We start from the raw sequence: 16604 nt of genomic DNA on the forward strand, positions 1-16604 counted from the left end.
CTTCAAAACCGCCTTGTAAAAGATCGCAAATTTCGACTCTTTTTTCTCATAAATCACGCGAAAGACGCCCTGCAGATCCAGCTTTTCTTGCAAAGTAATGTTTTGCACTCTACTCTCCTATAAGTTTTTTTATCTTATGCAGCACAAACGCAGCGTCGTCGCTATCGAGCTCGCACAACATCTGGCATATCGCGGTCGCGGCTTGCGGCTTGGTCGTGCCCAAGCGCCAGTCCTGATACGTCCGCATCGACACGCCTAACCTCTGCGCCATCGCGGCGTGCGAGATCTTTTTGCCGTTATTTTTGGCTTCGACGGCATTGTGCAAAATGTTGAATATATCGCTCGTTTCTAACATATGAAAATTATACAAATTTATTCGTTAATTATACATAAAATCGTATAAAATGAATAAAAATCGTGTTATTCATAAGTAAAAATAGCAAAACACTTCGTTTATCCGTGTGAATTATACAGAATACTGCATAAAATAAACATAAAATTTTATAAAATTTTGCATGTTATGCCGTAAAGATAAACCGGCATGCACAAACAGGTATCTTATCGAGCGGCACATTAAATTTTTAAACCGGGATAGATGAAATTTTAATATCGAAGCTTTTGGGATTTGATTTTTTGATCGGTTCTGGCAGCAATTACAAACAAGATGGAATTTTACCCTATGCCGAGCCATATCCGCTGGTAAAAAGAGTGTTTCAATTCCCAACGGGATGGAATTCTACTTTAGCTCCTTTTATGTATTCCTCGTCGCTGAGCCCGTTTCAATTCCCAACGGGATGGAATTCTACGATGAGCTTGACGAGCTACAAGCAAAAGACTGTTCGCATTTCAATTCCCAACGGGATGGAATTCTACTTAGACCAAAACGATGGCAACAATATCCTAATTGATTTGTTTCAATTCCCAACGGGATGGAATTCTACCATCCTTGCAAGCTGCAAATCCAGCTCTTTAAGCTCGTTTCAATTCCCAACGGGATGGAATTCTACCGAGATGGAAAAGAAGTGAGATTTATTGTAGAGGAGTTTCAATTCCCAACGGGATGGAATTCTACGCTTACGAGCGAGAGCTTGCAAGGCAGCTCGGCGGTTTCAATTCCCAACGGGATGGAATTCTACTTTATTTGGCCGCGCAGCTCATCGCTTAGGTCAAATAGTTTCAATTCCCAACGGGATGGAAATCCCGCTAAAGATTTTAAATGAAAAGCTGTAAAATTCAATGCCTTTCTATTATTGGGAAATAATCCCTAATGAGGCAATTCCTAAGCAAGCCTCCATGGCAATTCTTAGCGAGTAATCTTCATTGGCAAGATTTAACCCTTTTTCTTATCCTTCTTGTTCTTGCGGGAGGGGCTTTCCAGCTTGCGCCAAGCCTCGCTTTTTTGGCTATCCTCCATTAGGACTATCTCTCTGGCGCCGTTTCGCACGAGGTTTGGATCCACCGCAAGTTCCTTCGCATCGATCTTTTCGGGATAGTCTATGCGCGAGAGTATGCAGCGGAAGGCGTTTAGTCGCGCGATCTTTTTGTCGTTGCTATCAAGGATCGTCCACGGCGCAAACTCGGTATTTGAAGCGAGCAGCATCGAGTATTTTGCGAGCGTGTATTGATTCCACAGCTCCTGTGATCTCGCATCCACCGGCGAGAGTTTATATTGCTTCAGCGGGTCGGTACGGCGCGATTCGAAGCGCCTTTTTTGCTCCTCTTTGGAGACTGAGAAGTAAAATTTAAACAAAATTATCCCCGCACTTACCAAAAGCTCCTCAAATTTAGGCACTTGGCGCAGGAAATCTTTATGCTCGGCGTGGGTGCAAAAGCCCATCACCGGCTCAACCATCGCGCGGTTATACCAGCTGCGGTCAAAGATCGCAATCTCGCCGCCGCTTGGTAGGTGCGCGACATAGCGCTGGAAGTACCACTGCGTCTTTTCGACGTTGCTCGGTTTTTCGAGCGCTACGATACGGCATCCGCGTGGATTTAGATGCTCGGTTAAGCGCTTGATCGTGCCGCCTTTGCCCGCCGCGTCGCGCCCCTCCATCAAAATTAAAATTTTCAATCCTCTCTCTTTTACGAATTTTTGCAGCTTCAAAAGCTCGATCTGGTATCTCTGCAGCAGCGTTTCGTAGTCTTTGAACGAGATTTTTTCGTACTTTGAGCTTTTAAATTCTATCTCTTTTAGCGCTATTTCGCCTGTTTCGGTTTTGATCTCTTTGCTCATATCGCCTCCTAAAAATTTTAAGGAATTTTACAAAAAAGTTCTTTAGATTACACTATAAATTCATACTTATTACGTTAGAATGTAGGAAAAAATTTCAAAGGATAAAATTTGATCAGATCACTTATTTTGGCAGCGCTTTTTCTTTTAGGCTTGGGCGCCGAGCCCCTAAAACCCTCCGATGCGTTCAAGCTTAACGCGGCGGCGCAAAGCGATGGCGTAACGCTAAGCTTTGATATCGCGGACGGGGTCTATCTCTATCAAAACGAGATAAAAATTTTCATCGGCGGCGCAGAGGTAACGAATTTAATAAACCTGCCCGCCGCGACCGAATATAAGGATTATAAAATTTACGAGGGCAAATTTAGCATCGTCGTGCCTTTAGGCCTCGTGCTTGCAAATGCCGCAGACAGTGATGATTTCGTGCTTAATGGTGATTTTTTGGGATGCACTAAAGCGGGCTTTTGCTACCAGCCGCAGCAGTTCGGATTTAGCTTCAAGCGCGTGGTGGAGGGCTATCAGATCAGCAAAATTTCAAACTCCGTGCTGAAAAGATACCGAAGCGGTGGAAATTCCGCGCAGATTTCTGCCGCATACAGCGCACAAGGCGGGGCTGTAAATTTTAAAAGCAATTCTCAGGCTTCGGGCGAGGAGGCAAATCCTGAGACAAACTCGCACGCAGCGGGAAATTCCGCGATAAGCTCGGCTGAAAACACTGCTATAAATTCCGACGAAGCTTCCACGCACAAAAATCCGCACGCAAATTCCATCTCCGAGCAGGATAAAATTTTAAACGTTCTTAGCGGCAAGAGCTTCATCGCGGCGATCGCGCTGTTTTTCGGCTACGGCGTGCTACTCTCGCTAAGTCCTTGCGTCTATCCGCTCATCCCGATCCTCTCGTCGATCATAGTGGCAAAAACCTCCTCCAAGCCGAGCGCGAAAACGAGCCTCACCGTAAGCCTTGCGTATATTTTTGGGATGGCGAGCTCGTATGCGATTTTAGGGGCTTTCGTAGCGGTTTTCGGGCAAAATTTACAAGGCCTGCTGCAAACTCCGCCCGCGCTGATCTTAACCTCGCTCATATTTGCCGCGCTCGCGCTTTCGATGTTCGGATTTTACGAGATTCGCCTGCCCGCGCGTTTTCAAAGCTTCTTAAATAGCAAAAGCGAAAAGAGTGGCGGTCTGATCGGAGTTTTTTCGATGGGGCTCATCTCGGCGCTCGTCGTATCGCCGTGCATCTCCGCTCCGCTTGCGGGCGCGCTCGTTTACATTGCGGGCAGCGGCGATGTCCTGCTGGGCGCGGCGGCTCTTTTTGCGCTCGGGCTCGGAAGCGGCGCGCTACTGCTTGTGGTGGGGCTCGGCGGCGCATTGCCTAGGCCCGGAGCTTGGATGGAGGTGGTGCCTAAAATTTTCGGCTTTTTGCTGCTTTTTACGGCGGTGTGGATTTCGCGCACGCTTATCGGCGAAAATTTAAGCCTGCTGATTTACGCGGTTTTAGGCGCGATCTTTGCAGGATTTTTAGGGCTGTTTGACGGCGGCGCGAGCGGGATAAAGCGCGCTTTGGCCCTTATAATCGCGCTATATTCGGCGCTGCTGCTTGCGGGCTTTGCCAGCGGCGCGAAAGATTTTTCCAGACCGCTTGGTAATCTAATCCCGCAAAGCACGAGATATTCCAGCGGCGGTTTGGGAGGCGAGAGCTTGCAAGCAGGCGAAATTTCTCGCGCTAAAAATTTAAGCGGCGCGCATTTTTCGTTTGTGCACGATCTGGCGCAGCTGCGCGGCGAAATAGAAAATTCCAAAAAGCCCGTGATAGTGGATTTTTGGGCTAGCTGGTGTAAAAATTGCGAGCAGAGCGAGCGAGCGTTCGCAGATCCTGTGCTTGCCGGCGCGCTTGATAAATTTAGCCTTTTAAAGATCGATCTTAGCGAAGATAGCGAGCAAAATAGGGCGATAAAAGCGCATTTTAACGTATTCGGTCCGCCTACGATTCTGTTTTTTAAAGAGGGCGCCGAGATTGCGAGCCTGCGCCAGATCGGCAGCGTAAATTCCGAAAAGCTGGCTGAGATTTTAAGCGAAATTTAGTGAAATTTAGATAGATTTCAAACAAAATTTAGTTTTAAGGATTGCGCGATGATAAGCAAAAATAGGGCTACGAAAGAGACCAAAATCGAGCTGGAGCTGGAGCTTTACGGGCGCGGCTCGGCGCAGATACAAACGGACATCGGCTTTTTTGATCATATGCTTAGCGCGTTTGTCAAGCACGCGTGGATCGATCTAAACCTGCGCTGCGAGGGCGATTTACAGGTCGATTTTCACCACAGCGTCGAAGATTGCGGCATCGTGCTCGGAAGCGCGATAAAAGAGGTGATCTATCCCGCGCAAAACATCGAGCGCTTCGGCGATAGCGTCGTCGTGATGGACGAGGCGGCGGTTTCTGCGGCGCTTGATTTTTCCAACCGCGCGTTTTTGGTATTTGATTGTCCTAGCCTAAAGCGCGGCAAGATCGGTGAATTCGACGCCGAGCTCGTGGAGGAATTTTTTCGCGCTTTGGCTTTCAACGCAAATTTCACGCTGCATATAAGCCAGATTCGCGGCAAAAATCTGCACCACGTGGCGGAAGCCGCGTTTAAAGCGTTTGCCGTCGCATTCCGCCGCGCGATAAGTATCAACGAGCGCGCCGGCGTGCCTAGCACTAAGGGCGTTTTATAGCGGCAAATGCGCGCTAAATTTAGCAAAATTAGCAATTCGCGGTTTTGTAATTTTATCGGCGTTTGAAATTTTACTCTCGCCGCTGCTTGAAATTTGCAAAATTTCGCCCTTGCTCGGGCAAAGCGCGCCGCTTTATTAAGATCGCTTGCGCTGGCGGTGCATTTGCGCCCGCCGCGAAAACCGCAAACTTATGCTATATGAAATTTCACACCGCTAGAGCGCTAAAATGCCGCTTTGCATATTAAAATTTAAAGGTAAAAAATGAATATTTTCGGATCGCTTATGGAGATTTTAAATGTGCTCTTTTTGATCTGCTTTGTTTGGCTTGTCGCGTGCTTGATTAAATTTATCAGATCAAAAGACGAGCCGGAGCGCCATAAAAGAGATAAAAAATTTCTAATTATTTCGACGGTTGCGTTTTTGTGCACCCTTACTCCGCTGGTATATTTTGAGTGGCTGCCGGATCTATTCATCTCGATCTCGGTTTTGATCGCGCTGCCGATAATTTCGTTTATTTTCCTCATCGTGTATTTGGTAAAATTTATTAAATCCGCTAAAAGCGCGCCCGAGCAGCGCAGAAAGATTAGAAATCTCCTGATCCTCTCCGCGTTTTTATTCATAATCTTTTCAGCCGCCTTAATAGGCTTTTTATGGCTGCTTAACAGTGCGCTTGCGCATATGTGAGGCACAAAATGAGCGACAGGGCTTTTAAAAAGACGCTAGCCGCGATCTTTACGGCGTGGGCAATCAGCGTTTGTGCGCTAGTCGCAGCGGCGCTGTATCTGCAGAGCAAATGCTCGATCATCTCCTATATCGCAAACGGAAACTAAGATGAAGCGTGCAATTATCGCCATTTTGCTGGTGTTTATCTTGGCGGCTTTCGATTTTGCGTTTTACCGCCTTGTCGTGAAGCGATACGTCAATCAAAGCAGCGCCGAGATGCAGGCCAAATCGATCGAGCTACATAAATTTCTGCCGTTTGATGAGGGCTCGCAGATCGTGCGCGTTAGCTCCAGTTTAAAACTTAGCGGCGATCTGCCCATAATTGACGGTGCAGCGGCTTTGTATCCCGTCTTTTCGGCGTTCGTCGCGGCGAACTATCCGAAGGACAGCGTGGAATTTGACGGGCAAAATTTCACGAATGTTAGCAAGCTTAAATTTAGCAATACCCGCGGCGCGTACAAGGCCATAAGCGACGGCGAGGCGGATCTCATTTTCGTCGCCGCCCCTTCGAAGCAGCAGCTTGATTATGCGCAGGAAAAGGGCGTGCGCTTGCGCTTCGTGCCGATCGGACTGGAGGCGTTCGTCTTTATCATAAATGCGAATAACAAAGTATCTAATTTAACCGTGGATCAGGTGCGAGGAATTTATTCGGGGCAATATAGCAACTGGTCGCAGCTCGGCGGCGAGCGCATGCACATAGATGCCGTGCAGCGAAACGCAGGCAGCGGCAGCCAGAGCGCGTTTTTAAAATTTATGGGTGAAACGCAGCCTAAGCGCAAGATCACGGGCTTTTTCGGCAGTGCAATCGGCTTTTCGTTTCGCTATTACGTCGAGGGGATCGTGCAAAACGGCGGCGTGAAGATGCTTAGCCTAAACGGCGCGTATCCGAACAAAGAAAATATCGCTAGCCGCAAATACCCGCTTGTAGCCGAAATTTACGCGGTTTACGATGAAAATAACAAAAACGAAAATATCCGCACGCTGATAGATTGGATTCTTTCGCCGCAGGGGCAAAGCATCATCGAAAATAGCGGCTACGTGCCGATTAAGGGCTAAGATCGCAACTTAAATTTATACGGCGTTTGCTAAAAATTCAGCCAAATTTCGTTAAAATCACAAAATTTCAAAAAACGGAAAACGAAGTGATAAAGATCATATTTTTAGACGTAGACGGCTGCCTTAGCGACGGCGGGCTGTATCATTCAAACGGCGGCGAAGAGATGAAGAAATTTAACGTAAAAGACGGGTTTGGCATCCAGGAGTGGCAGCGGCTGGGACTAAAGGTCGCGATCATCACCGGCAAAAGCTCGCAGATCGTCGCAAATCGCGCGCGTGAGCTAAAGATCGATACGTTCTTTCAAGGCGAAAAAGATAAGCTCTCAAGGGCGGAGCAAATTTTAAAAAATTTTAACCTAAGCTTTGATGAGGCCGCTGCGATCGGCGATGATATAAATGATGCGAAGCTTTTAAATGCGGTCGCGATCAGCTTCAAGCCCGCCGATGCGCTAAGCTCGCTAAAAGCGGACGTCGTGCTAAGCAAAAACGGCGGCTGCGGCGCGGTGCGCGAGATGATCGAAATACTCGTCGATAAAAATGACATGCGCGAAGAGTGGAATAGCAAATGGCTGTAATTTCGCAAGCGCGCGCGAGGGGCAAAATTCTGCGTAGATCAAAAGGAGCCGAGCGATGGTGATAAAAATTTTCTACGTCGCGATTGCGATCTTTTGCGTCGCGATGGTGTTTCTAAGCGTGCAGACGCCGTATTTTAGCGATATGTTTAGGCAGGATCTAAGCATTGCGAATATGGAGATGAAAAAGATCGTGGATTATCAGATCGGCGAGCGCGTGGATGCTAAATTTACCGCAGATAGCGGCACGCGCTATAAGGATCGCGACGAGTTTGTAAATTTTAAAGCCGAGGAGATTAGCGCGGATCTGAATCACACTTTGGTTTCAAAAACCGCGACGCGTGCCGGCGAGCTGATAAAATTTAACGGCGACGCGCATTACGTAAACAGTAGAGGCTTTGATTACACGGCGCAGGAGATCATCTACGATACGAGCAGCAAGATCGTCCGTTCCGATGTACCGTACGTGCTGCGCCAAGGCGGCGACCGTATCACGGGCGCAAGCATAAGCTACGACACCAAAACCAAACAAACAAACTCAAAAGGAATCCACGCATGGTATTTAATAAAAGATCAAAACTCCACAAACTAATACTCGCAGGCGCGCTAATTACGGGCTTTGGCGCGTCAGCTCTCAGCGCCGCGCAGGAGCAGGTCGAGGTCACGGCGGATAATTTTTTCGCCGACGAGATCAAGCAGATCAGCGTCCTAACGGGTAACGTCCATATCAAAAAGGGCGCTTACGATACGCTAAATTCTGACAAAGTGACGATCTACTTCGATGCCAAGCGCCAGCCTACCAAATACGTCGCGACGGGAAACGCAAATTTTAAAATTTTACTCAATCAGAAGCATTATGACGGCAAGGGCGGCGTGCTGACCTACGATCCGACTATCGAGGCTTACACGCTCGAAAACAACGCCTATCTGCACGAGGCCGAGACCAAAAAGGAGGTTTACGGCGATAAGATCATCGTAAATCGCCAAAAGGGCACCTACGAAGTAAAGAGCGGCGGCGGCGAGAAAAAGCCCGTGCGTCTGATCTTTCAGGTCGAAGATCAAAACAAATGATCTATCCTAGCAGCGCGCAGTTTATCACCTCCGCCGCAAATATCGCGGGTGCGCCCGAGTTTGCGATGAGCGAAGTGGCGTTTTTGGGGCGTTCAAACGTCGGCAAAAGTAGCCTGATAAACGCGCTTACCGGGCGTAAAAATCTAGCCAAATCAAGCTCGACCCCCGGCAAAACGCAACTGATAAATTTTTTTGAAGTTAAATTTAAACAAAAGCTTGCCGCAGATTTGGACGGCTCGCAAGCCAAAACGCCGCCCGATCTGGCAAGCAAAGAGGCTTTAAACTCGGCTGCGAATTGCGCGCGAGATTTTGCGGACGCTGCGGCGTCTGAGCGAAATTTAAAGCAGAACTCTATTTTAAATTTAAAAAGCGTTTCGGCGGATTTTGGATCGGATCGCGAGACGAATCCTACAGCAGGTTTGACGCCAAATTCCGCGCAAATTTCTGAATTAAATTTTACAGGCAGATCTGCGCTAAATTTAGCGGGCAATCGCGCCTTTTCGGATCTTGCGAGCTTGGGGGAAAATATCTCTTTGATCTTCGTGGATCTGCCCGGGTTTGGGTATGCTAAGGTCTGCAAAAAACTGCATTATATCTGGCAAAAAAATCTCGACGAATTTATCAAGGAGCGCCTAAATATCAAGCTTTTCGTCCATCTCATAGACGCGAGGCAGTTTGATCTTGCAATAGATAAAAATTTACAAAACTATCTCGCTAGTTTTCTGCGCGGCGATCAAAAGGTCGTGAGGCTCTACACCAAAGCCGACAAGCTCAATCAAAGCGAGCGCGCAAAGCTTTTGAGGCACGATCCGCAGGCGATTTTGGTCTCTACACTAAAGGGTAGCGGGCTTGTGAAGGCTCGCGAAATCATCGTGCGCGGGGCGTTTGGATTATGAAATTTCTAAATTTAAATACGCAAAATTTCGCGGCGCAGAATTTCAAAATAATTAAATTTAGCGGATATAAAATGCACCGCGAAAATTGCGCGAAGATTAGGGAAAATTTTAGATGATACGGCTAAAAAAAGCGCGCCTTTGCGACATTTCGCGTATGCAGGAGCTCGTAAAAGAGGAGGTGCAAAACGGCGTAATCTTGCCGCTTGAAAGCGATGAGATAGCTGCCAATATCCGCTCATACGTGCTGGCGTTCGGCTGCGATTCTAAGGCGGATACAAGCTTTGATTCCAAGGAAAATTTGAGTTTCGATTCTAAAGAAAATTCCGATTTAAATTTAGCCAGGAATTCTGATTCAAATTTAGTGCGCAATTCGGATTTAAATTTAATCCAAAGCTCCGCCGCAAATTTTGCCAAAAATTCTACTGAAAATTCCGCCGAAAATATCGCGGGTAATTTTATGTCGCAACGAGCTACGCCGCAAAGCGAAGCACAGGTCGTATCTGAGGCGAGCCGCGCACAAGCGGGCAAAGAGCAAATTTTACGGAGCGAATATTCGCTAAGCGCGGGCGTTTTTCAGAATGATTTTTCGCAGCTTTGCGAATCGCAGTCCGCAAAAGATGCGGAAATTTTGGCGGGCTTTGCTTCGCTTAAAATTTTTAACGCAGATCTTGCCGAGGTGCGCTCGCTCATCGTCGCTCCGCAGTTTCGCAGGCGCGGCATTGCCAGAGCTATCGTAAACGAGCTGCTCGGCGAAGCGAAATTTTATGGGCTAAAAAGCGTATTTACGCTCACCTATCAAAAAGAATTTTTTGAACGCCTCGGTTTTATCGAAATCCCAAAGGACGAGCTGCCTGCACAAAAAATTTGGGCCGATTGTATTAAATGCAAAAAGTTTCCGGTATGCAACGAAATCGCACTTATCTATACCTTATAGCGGACACGCTTTTTAGCGCGGGGGTTCTTTTCTACCTGCTTCTAAGTGCGGTGTATAGGGGGCTGCCGCCGCTGATCGGATTTTTTTTCACGGCGATGGTGGTGCAAAAATATGAAAACGACGTGAAATTTAAAAAGTTCGGATTTAGCTGGTTTTTCTCTATTTTTTATCTGTTTTGCGCCGAGCAGATCCACGGATTTAACCTATTTAGCGTGGCTATCGCGTATTGTATATTTTATTTCGTAGTCTATGAAAACTCATTTAAATATATTAAATTTAGAAATTTTTTGATCTGCTTTTACGTGATGATCAGCTATGTTTTGGTCTTTGTGGTGAGCAACGCGATCTCGGCGATCAAAAAGAGCGAGTATCTGCCTCTAAGCGGCGAGTATTTAAATTACATCGTGATTGAAATTTTGCTCGCTCTGCTCTTTTTTAAGGGGCGGTTGGTATGAGGCTGAAGTTCGTATTTGCTTTCGTGATACTATTTTTTAGCATGCTTTTGGTGAGAATCTATTATCTTTCGATCAAATCGAACGAATTCTACGAACAGGTCGCTAAAAACAACGTCATCTCTACCGAATACATCCCGCCGGTGCGCGGTCAAATTTTAGACGCCAAAGGTCGCCCACTCGCGATAAATAATCTCGGCTTTTCTCTATCAATTGCGCCGCATCTAAAAGACGCCGCGCTGCAAAGCGAGCTAAATAACATCTCGCGCTACTTTAAAGATCTCAACGTCACCGCGATGAGCAAGAGCTACAAGGACGCAAATTCCGCTTACAATCAAGACTTTATCGAAGTCGTGCCGTTTTTGGACTACAACGCCACGATACAGCATTTCGCGAGCTTGAGCCTGCACGAAAATATCAAAATTTCGCCCGCTTCGCAGCGCTTCTACCCTTACGGCGCGCTGGCTTCGCACATCATCGGCTACGTAGGCCGCGCAAATAAAAAGGATATCCAAAGCAACCCCCTAAGCGCGCTTACCGGATACAACGGCAGAAGCGGCGTCGAGGGGTATTATAACGAGCTTTTGCAGGGCAGCAAGGGCGAACGCAAAACGAAGGTTACGGCGCTAAATCAGGTCGTAGAAGAGATCTCGATGCAAGAGCCCAGCAGCAGCGAAATTTCGCTTACCATCGATCTTGAGCTGCAAAAATACCTCGAGGAAATTTTTAAAGATAAGGACGGCGTAGCGATCGTGATGGATCTGCGCGACGGCGCTATTATCGCAGCGGGCAGCTTCCCCGAGTACGATCTAAACACCTTCGTGGGCGGAATTTCACAGGCGCAGTGGGACGAGTTGATAAAAGATCCGCGCCATCCTTTTACGAATAAGCTCGTAAACGGCCTCTATCCGCCCGGTTCGGTCATTAAGATGGCCGTAGGTATGAGCTTTTTAAACAGCGGCAAGATCAACGAAAACTGGAGCGTGTTTTGTAGCGGCGCGATAGAGCTTGGAGGGCGTAAATTTCGCTGCTGGAAGAGCTGGGGTCACGGCCGCGTGAGCTTAGTAGAAGCAATTAAAGGCAGCTGCGACGTGTATTTTTATGAAGGCTCGCTGCTAGTGGGGATCGACTATATGTCCGCGTATCTGCAGCGTCTGGGGTTTGGTAGTAAAACAGGCGTCGATCTACCAAATGAGTTTGTAGGCACGATGCCTAATAAGGCCTGGAAAATGCAGAAATTTAAGCGCGCGTGGTATCAGGGTGAGACTGTCAATGCCTCGATCGGCCAGGGCGACGTGCTTGTCACCCCTATGCAGGTAGCTAAAAACACCGCGCAGATCGCCTCGGGCAAGGCTATCACGCCGCATTTTTTAAAAAGTATCGACGGCAAGCCGGTAGAATTTGCCCCTACCGAGCTTTTCACGCCGAAAGAAAAGGCGCAGCTACCCCTCGTGCGGCGCGGGATGTATGAGGTCGGCAACAACCCCGACGGAGGCACAGCCTACAAGCTCATCCATACCGCAGTAGTGCCTCTAGCGGTCAAGACGGGCACCGCGCAGGTCGTAGGCATCTCGCAGACCGCCAAGAAGCGAATGAAAGAGGCCGATATGGACTACTTCCACCGCTCGCACGCCTGGATGACGAGCTTTGGGCCGTACGACAAGCCGCAATATGCCGTAACCGTGCTCGTAGAACACGGCGGCGGCGGCGGAAGCGCGGCAGGTCCCGTGATAATGCAAATCTACGAAAAGCTCGCCCAGATGGGCTACATCGACGCAAATGCAACGACCAGTAAAGATACCGCAAAGAAGACGAAGTAGGATGGGATTTTAGAATTTTAAAATTTTAGAATTCTGCTCGTCCTTCGCGGAGTTGGAATTTTATCTAGCCCCATAGGTTTAAAATTTTAAAATTTATCCGCTTCTGTGAGTCTGAAATTTTAAAATTTAGCGCAGTGCGGGGGGCTTTGAAATTTAGAATTTTACCCGTCCTTCGCAGATTTTAAATTTTAAAATTTAGAGTAGCAAAAGACCTTAAAATTGAGTAGATCAAAGCAGTTTTAAATTTTAAATACATTATATATTAGCGCATAGGCGGATATAAATATATCGTAGTATAATCCGAGAATTAAATTTTGAGGAGGAGAGAATGGCGTTTGTTGCGGAATATATTTCTAAAGAGGATATTAAGAAATATGATATTATAAATCGTGTAGATCAGTGCTTGGCAAAATATCATTATGATCCACAGGGGCCTAATGAAATAAAGTGGTTAGACTGGGTCATCGACAGGCAAAGAGATATTTGGCTTATCTTTGTTTGTAGCCCGCATCTGCCTGATCCAAGAGACGGATATACTGGAGAGGAGATTTGGCTGCTTTATTATAAAGGTAGAGAAATCGAGCTTGATATAAGGCGAATTTATGATGAGACAACGAGTAAATATTTCACGGAAAATCCATTTAAGGTCAAATATAAATTCCAAAGCATAAATTCTGACATTGGAGATATTTCAATGGATGAAATTTATGAAATTTTAAATGAAGCCTTGTCTGAGTATGGTAGCGGCGGTATTGAAAATAGGGAATATGTTCCAAAAGAACACGAAGTCGTAACTTTTCTGCACGATTAAATATAAAGGATAAAAAATGACACGAGAACAATAAGCAAGGTGAGAATTATAAAGTCACGTTAATAGATGCAAGAAAAGGATAAATAGTTTTTTATCCGATCAGAATTCAGCTCGGTAAATTTTAAAATTTAGCGTAGCTGAGGCTAAAATTTGATGAGAGATCACGACAAAAGCTCTTTAAAAGTGCCGAAATGAAACGCGGTATAAAAGCCGAATTGATCTTAAAAGCTATAAATTAGGGGCTAGGGTGATAAAAGAGTTTATTAAAAAATGTTTTGAGCTAAAAGGGGTGAGGATTTTATTCTGGATCGCCTTGCTCTTTTTCACAATAGATTGCTTGGGTATTATATTTGCTAGCATAGATGCGGTTTTTTTGACGGAGTATAGCGGTTACGATATCGCGCATCCGTTTTCTATCGTTTTAAAAGCTTTTGAACTAACGTGGCACGAAGAGGCGAGCGATAGCGAAAGCGATATTTTTGGCGCTATGGTGTTGTATCTATTTTGCGCGACGGTAATTTTGCCTTTAATCATCTGCTGCTTAGTATTTTCTAAAATAAAGGCTTTTATTCTACTGGATAAAATATCCGGCGCATCTGCATTTTTTATAAGTCTATTTTATACTTATTCGCTAGCTGTGATAATTCTGGCAAAAGCTGATTTGACTTGGTTAGGTCATCTGTTTGATCGCTCAAATTTTAATTTTAACATAATGATTATAAGCGCTTTATCGTCGCTAATAATCGCGTCTGCGATGGTTTTTATTCTAAAAGGAAGAGATAAAATTTAATGCGGATAAGCTTATGAGATCGTTTTTGTTTGGATAAATTTTGCGTAAATTAATACGCAAAATTTTATGAATAGAGCTCGAGATATGTAAATTTAAAAAGGTAAATTTTGAAATGATCTTAAAATTTGCCTCCGCTTCAGATTTAAAATTTTAAGTTTCGAGGTTTGAAATTTCGATCATCGACTTCGATTTTAAAGCTCGTCGGCATTTCAAATTTTATAATATAAAATTCTCGTGTTTCGAACCACGCAGCTTGAAGTCGCTGCTTCTTAAATTTGAAATTCTAAGCTCTGGGATGCGGAACCCTGCTCGATAAATTTTAAAATCTAAGCCGGAATTTTATTTGGTAAAAATTTTATCAGGCAGAATTCGGCTCGGTAAATTCTATAGAATGCTACTATGTAAGAGGAACAAATGAAATTTTAAATAGAGCATTTTAATTCCCAACGGGATGGAATTCTACTAAGATCGCCGTAGGTTAGGCGTAAAATTTCCTCAGTTTCAATTCCCAACGGGATGGAATTCTACTGCAAAAATGCTTTGACTTTACTTGCAAATCTCAGTTTCAATTCCCAACAGGATGGAATTCTACCCATTATGGATGCCTTAGAAAAAGGACGCAGGCAAAGGTTTCAATTCCCAACGGGATGGAATTCTACGCAAAGTCATCTATACGATCCGCGCCGAGTTTGAAGGTTTCAATTCCCAACGGGATGGAATTCTACCTTTGCACCAACTTTATCTAAGCGAGCAAGCTCTTTGTTTCAATTCCCAACGGGATGGAATTCTACTACAAGGTGATTAGGCACTACAATCAGAGGCTTGTGTTTCAATTCCCAACGGGATGGAATTCTACTCTGCACGCGAAGAACTTTTTGGGCTATTTTTTGTTTCAATTCCCAACGGGATGGAATTCTACGAGAGATCAGAGAGAAGCTGGAGCGCAAATTTTAGTTTCAATTCCCAACGGGATGGAATTCTACTCGTATTGTCAAAATTTTTCCTTTTTCTATTGACAATGTCGTTTCAATTCCCAACGGGATGGAATTCTACCAACCTTAAACGTCATACAGCCTGAAAGGGATGGAATTCTACTTAGAAACGGGCTTGACGCCGTTAGGTCATGGAAGTTTCAATTCCCAACGGGATGGAATTCTACCTGCGCGATCACGTTTCTGTCATCTTTCGATTTGGTTTCAATTCCCAACGGGATGGAATTCTACCAAAGCCAACAAAAAATACGTAACACCTTTACCTTGTTTCAATTCCCAACGGGATGGAATTCTACTTGATCGAAACTATCGACTTGAACGCTATGGTTAGTTTCAATTCCCAACGGGATGGAATTCTACAAGCGCTATATATCCGCAAAACAGAATAATCAGCGTTTCAATTCCCAACGGGATGGAATTCTACGCGATGGAGATTACGTTTCTTGGCTTGATTCAGAATGTTTCAATTCCCAACGGGATGGAATTCTACGTAAGAAATAAAAACGTATATTTCGGAGTTTCATCGTTTCAATTCCCAACGGGATGGAATTCTACCCTGCCTGCGTGGAAATTTTACGAAAGTATAGCGGTTTCAATTCCCAACGGGATGGAATTCTACTCTTCTCCTTTAAATTTTTAAAACGGATATGGGAGTTTCAATTCCCAACGGGATGGAATTCTACGGCGATATTTGCTCGTCATTTCATAAAGCTCGAGCTGTTTCAATTCCCAACGGGATGGAATTCTACCATCCTCAATCGTTATTACGCGCTCCTCTTTAGGTAGTTTCAATTCCCAACAGGATGGAATTCTACCTTACGCCTACCAATTTTTCGACGACCCCGGTTATGTTTCAATTCCCAACGGGATGGAATTCTACCTTTGCAAGGATATTCTTAACGGTCTTGATTTTAGTTTCAATTCCCAACGGGATGGAATTCTACGCACAGATCGAAGCAAGCGCTATAATTGCAGAAAGTTTCAATTCCCAACGGGATGGAATTCTACGCTGCTCACTAAATACGCGCCTGGTTAGCACGATGTTTCAATTCCCAACGGGATGGAATTCTACCAAAATTCTCATCGAGAAATTTCTGCTGGAGTTTGTTTCAATTCCCAACGGGATGGAATTCTACGATATGCAATACTGCATAGCTGTAGCCAAAAGTTTGTTTCAATTCCCAACGGGATGGAATTCTACACGAAATGATCGAGCGTGGGTTTCTGCAGAGGTAGTTTCAATTCCCAACGGGATGGAATTCTACAGAGCTTATCGTTAGAATTCTATGCAAAGACGATCGTTTCAATTCCCAACGGGATGGAATTCTACAATCTCTGGCGAAGTTGAGAAGATTCGCATAGGTAAGTTTCAATTCCCAACGGGATGGAATTCTACAATGTTGCGCTTAACGGCAGAAAAGGCGATAGAAGGTTTCAATTCCCAACGGGATGGAATTCTACTAAAAATCCCTGCGATTTCGTCGAGTTGCCTAAATTTGAGTTTCAATTCCCAACGGGATGGAATTCTACGCGAGAAAAGCAGACAAA

Annotated in this window: 15 protein-coding genes, 2 pseudogenes and 3 CRISPR repeat arrays (1 of these 20 running past the window's edge); of the genes and pseudogenes, 15 read left to right on the forward strand and 2 right to left on the reverse strand. The window is 45.5% G+C overall.

Features of this window, described 5'->3' with window-relative positions:
• Positions 1 to 109: 109 nt before the first annotated feature.
• On the reverse strand, positions 110 to 355 hold the full coding sequence (locus QZ176_RS07570) for a helix-turn-helix transcriptional regulator (RefSeq protein ID WP_040303199.1): 246 nt from the start codon (positions 353 to 355) through the stop codon (positions 110 to 112).
• A gap of 291 nt (positions 356 to 646) precedes the next feature.
• Positions 647 to 1203: a CRISPR direct-repeat array (repeat unit 29 nt; unit sequence TTTCAATTCCCAACGGGATGGAATTCTAC).
• Between the two features lie 127 nt (positions 1204 to 1330).
• A complete protein-coding gene (gene ppk2, locus QZ176_RS07575) occupies positions 1331 to 2233 on the reverse strand; it encodes a polyphosphate kinase 2 (protein ID WP_295152493.1) in 903 nt (300 codons plus the stop codon).
• 108 nt (positions 2234 to 2341) lie between these two features.
• Between ppk2 and dsbD the strand changes: the two genes are divergently transcribed.
• The 15 genes and pseudogenes from dsbD (at position 2342) to QZ176_RS07650 (ending at position 14064) form a co-directional block, all read left to right on the forward strand.
• Positions 2342 to 4312 (forward strand): protein-disulfide reductase DsbD, encoded by a 1971-nt coding sequence (gene dsbD / locus QZ176_RS07580; RefSeq protein ID WP_295152495.1) that lies wholly within the window; start codon positions 2342 to 2344, stop codon positions 4310 to 4312.
• A 48-nt stretch (positions 4313 to 4360) separates the two neighbouring features.
• The gene (gene hisB / locus QZ176_RS07585) at positions 4361 to 4939 is read left to right on the forward strand and encodes an imidazoleglycerol-phosphate dehydratase HisB (RefSeq protein WP_295152497.1); all 579 of its coding nucleotides are present in this window, start codon (positions 4361 to 4363) and stop codon (positions 4937 to 4939) included.
• 261 nt (positions 4940 to 5200) lie between these two features.
• Complete coding sequence (locus QZ176_RS07590) at positions 5201 to 5623, forward strand: hypothetical protein (protein ID WP_295152499.1); 423 nt, start codon at positions 5201 to 5203, stop codon at positions 5621 to 5623.
• 8 nt (positions 5624 to 5631) lie between these two features.
• Positions 5632 to 5769: a hypothetical protein gene (locus QZ176_RS07595; protein WP_295152500.1), complete on the forward strand. Its 138-nt coding sequence runs from the start codon at positions 5632 to 5634 to the stop codon at positions 5767 to 5769.
• A 1-nt stretch (position 5770) separates the two neighbouring features.
• A complete protein-coding gene (locus QZ176_RS07600) occupies positions 5771 to 6718 on the forward strand; it encodes a substrate-binding domain-containing protein (RefSeq protein ID WP_295152502.1) in 948 nt (315 codons plus the stop codon).
• An 86-nt stretch (positions 6719 to 6804) separates the two neighbouring features.
• Positions 6805 to 7293: an HAD-IIIA family hydrolase gene (locus QZ176_RS07605; protein ID WP_295152504.1), complete on the forward strand. Its 489-nt coding sequence runs from the start codon at positions 6805 to 6807 to the stop codon at positions 7291 to 7293.
• 55 nt (positions 7294 to 7348) lie between these two features.
• Positions 7349 to 7882 carry an LPS export ABC transporter periplasmic protein LptC gene (gene lptC, locus QZ176_RS07610; RefSeq protein WP_291937575.1) on the forward strand — a complete coding sequence of 178 codons (534 nt, stop codon included), beginning with the start codon at positions 7349 to 7351 and terminating at the stop codon, positions 7880 to 7882.
• Complete coding sequence (gene lptA, locus QZ176_RS07615) at positions 7846 to 8361, forward strand: lipopolysaccharide transport periplasmic protein LptA (RefSeq protein WP_295152505.1); 516 nt, start codon at positions 7846 to 7848, stop codon at positions 8359 to 8361. Before lptC ends, lptA begins: the two co-directional genes overlap by 37 nt.
• Positions 8358 to 8657, forward strand: a pseudogene (locus tag QZ176_RS10460) (GTPase); the annotation flags it as partial. The gene lptA and the pseudogene QZ176_RS10460, both read left to right, overlap by 4 nt.
• A 237-nt stretch (positions 8658 to 8894) precedes the next feature.
• Positions 8895 to 9257: pseudogene (locus QZ176_RS10465) on the forward strand (YihA family ribosome biogenesis GTP-binding protein); the annotation flags it as partial.
• A gap of 112 nt (positions 9258 to 9369) precedes the next feature.
• Positions 9370 to 10191 (forward strand): GNAT family N-acetyltransferase, encoded by an 822-nt coding sequence (locus tag QZ176_RS10470; RefSeq protein WP_306528396.1) that lies wholly within the window; start codon positions 9370 to 9372, stop codon positions 10189 to 10191.
• Entirely contained in the window at positions 10158 to 10646 is a 489-nt protein-coding gene (locus QZ176_RS07635) for a hypothetical protein (RefSeq protein WP_005869105.1), read from the forward strand. The genes QZ176_RS10470 and QZ176_RS07635 overlap by 34 nt, the downstream gene beginning before the upstream one ends.
• Positions 10643 to 12463: a penicillin-binding protein 2 gene (gene mrdA / locus QZ176_RS07640; RefSeq protein WP_295152510.1), complete on the forward strand. Its 1821-nt coding sequence runs from the start codon at positions 10643 to 10645 to the stop codon at positions 12461 to 12463. The genes QZ176_RS07635 and mrdA overlap by 4 nt, the downstream gene beginning before the upstream one ends.
• Before the next feature lie 328 nt (positions 12464 to 12791).
• On the forward strand, positions 12792 to 13274 hold the full coding sequence (locus tag QZ176_RS07645; RefSeq protein WP_295152512.1) for a hypothetical protein: 483 nt from the start codon (positions 12792 to 12794) through the stop codon (positions 13272 to 13274).
• 247 nt (positions 13275 to 13521) lie between these two features.
• Complete coding sequence (locus tag QZ176_RS07650) at positions 13522 to 14064, forward strand: hypothetical protein (protein ID WP_295152514.1); 543 nt, start codon at positions 13522 to 13524, stop codon at positions 14062 to 14064.
• Positions 14065 to 14497: 433 nt separating this feature from the next.
• A CRISPR array of direct repeats spans positions 14498 to 15117; the repeat unit is 30 nt; unit sequence GTTTCAATTCCCAACGGGATGGAATTCTAC.
• A 12-nt stretch (positions 15118 to 15129) separates the two neighbouring features.
• Positions 15130 to 16604: a CRISPR direct-repeat array (repeat unit 30 nt; unit sequence GTTTCAATTCCCAACGGGATGGAATTCTAC); it runs 308 nt beyond the window's last position.

The organism is uncultured Campylobacter sp. (assembly GCF_905373215.1).
GTDB lineage: Bacteria > Campylobacterota > Campylobacteria > Campylobacterales > Campylobacteraceae > Campylobacter_B.